Here is a 1,650-nt window from a genome sequence, read left to right on the forward strand (position 1 = left end):
CACGAATACGCACACGAGCGGCCGGCCCGATTCCACCGCGCGCGTCAGCGCGGGCTGGTCGGTCACGCGCAGATCGTCGCGGAACCAGACGATCGCGGGAGCAACAGACGACTTGGCAGGCACGGGCACCTCGATGACGAAAGCGGAAAGAGACACGTATTGTCGCGGCTGCGCTGCGTGGTGTCGACGTTCGGCGCGCATGACACGCCAGCGCCCCCATGCCGCTGACCGTCACGGCTATCGCACCACCCTGCGGCCCCGGTGAAACGCCTTAGTCCATTCCGACGATTCTTCGCCGCGTGCGCGAGCCTACGCTCGATGTCGGGTGCGCCGCGTTGCGCGGCACGTGCGGGCCGCGAACGCCCCGCAGGTCCCGATCCGCACCCGTCACACGCGCCGACCGATGCCGGCGCGGCTCCTTCCGACCGCCGCGACGCTTCCCGCCACCCGGGTACGCGCGGTTTCATCCGATACACCGCCATGACCAAACCCTCGAATCTCGTTACCTCGATCACCGTCGACATCGACGCACCGGCCTCCGTCGTCTGGGAAGTGCTGACCGACTTCCCGCGCTACGGCGAATGGAACACGTTCTGCGTCGGCTTCGAAACGACCGGCAAGCTCGGCGATTTCGTGCACATGCAGGTGCGCATCCCGGGCACGGAGACCGTGATTCCCGTCAGCGAGATCCTCGTCGCGTACGAACCCGAACGCCTGCTGTCGTGGGAGCAGCGCCCGACCGACGACAACAAGGACGCCGCGCGCCGCGACCAGTACATCGATGCGACCGGCGCGGAGCGCTGCCGCTATTTCACGACCGACCAGTTCCTCGGCGTCAACGCGGACACGATCATGCAGAACCACGGCGGGTGGGTGAAACAGGGCTTCGACCAGTGCGCACGCGACGTGAAGCAGCGCGCCGAAGCGCTCCATGCGGCGCGCCGGCGCAACGGCGCGTGACCGGGAGCCGCCGATGCCCGATCTGCAAACACTGTCCGACCATCACGACATCCGCGAGCTGATCGTCGCGTATTCGAGCGCGATCGACACGCGCGACTTCGACGCGCTCGACGCGGTGTTCACACCGGATGCCGCGATCGACTATCGCGCGATGGGCGGCATCGCCGGCCGTTATCCGGAGGTGAAGGCGTGGCTGCGCACCGTGCTGCCGCAGTTTCCGCAGTACCAGCACATGGTCGGCAACCTGTCGATCCGGCTCGACGGCGATACCGCTCGCGGCCGCACGATCTGCTTCAATCCGATGGAAGTCGCGCTGCCGGACGGCAGCACGCAGGTGATGTTTCTCGGGCTGTGGTACGTCGACCGGTTCGTGCGCACCGCACCGGGCTGGCGCATCGCAGAGCGCGTCGAGGAGCGCTGCTACGGTCACAACGTGCCGGCCGTGCTTGCGGGCGCGACCGGTTGATCCATCCGCGATGCGCGCGCCGTGCGTAGGCTGCACGGCGCACGCATCCCGGAGCGCCGCATCGATCAATCGAGCCTGAACGCAGCCTCGAATCGCTCGGCAAACGCGTCGAACTCGGTTTCCGGCAGATGGTTGATGCCGCCCGCTCGCTTGCGCCCGCCGCCGGTCGGAAAGCCGCGACAGAATTCGTCGGCGCCGAGCGGCCGGCCATCGGGCACGCGCAC

General features: G+C 67.9%; 3 protein-coding genes and 1 pseudogene. 2 read left to right on the plus strand and 2 right to left on the minus strand.

The features are described 5' to 3' along the window. A partial coding sequence (locus G3N99_RS42270) for a deoxyribodipyrimidine photo-lyase (RefSeq protein ID WP_241012086.1) occupies positions 1-201 on the minus strand: 201 nt, incomplete at its 3' end. A gap of 279 nt (positions 202-480) precedes the next feature. On the opposite strand from G3N99_RS42270, the gene G3N99_RS39870 reads away from it, so the two are divergent. Together G3N99_RS39870 and G3N99_RS39875 are read left to right on the plus strand one after the other, a co-directional pair. Next, complete coding sequence (locus G3N99_RS39870; RefSeq protein ID WP_206125149.1) at positions 481-960, plus strand: SRPBCC domain-containing protein; 480 nt, start codon at positions 481-483, stop codon at positions 958-960. Between the two features lie 13 nt (positions 961-973). Beyond that, complete coding sequence (locus G3N99_RS39875) at positions 974-1,426, plus strand: nuclear transport factor 2 family protein (RefSeq protein WP_174989468.1); 453 nt, start codon at positions 974-976, stop codon at positions 1,424-1,426. 65 nt (positions 1,427-1,491) lie between these two features. Here the strand turns inward: G3N99_RS39875 and G3N99_RS39880 are convergent. After that, positions 1,492-1,650: pseudogene (locus G3N99_RS39880) on the minus strand (acetyltransferase); the annotation flags it as partial.

Source organism: Burkholderia sp. Ac-20392, from assembly GCF_017104585.1.
Lineage (GTDB): Bacteria > Pseudomonadota > Gammaproteobacteria > Burkholderiales > Burkholderiaceae > Burkholderia > Burkholderia lata.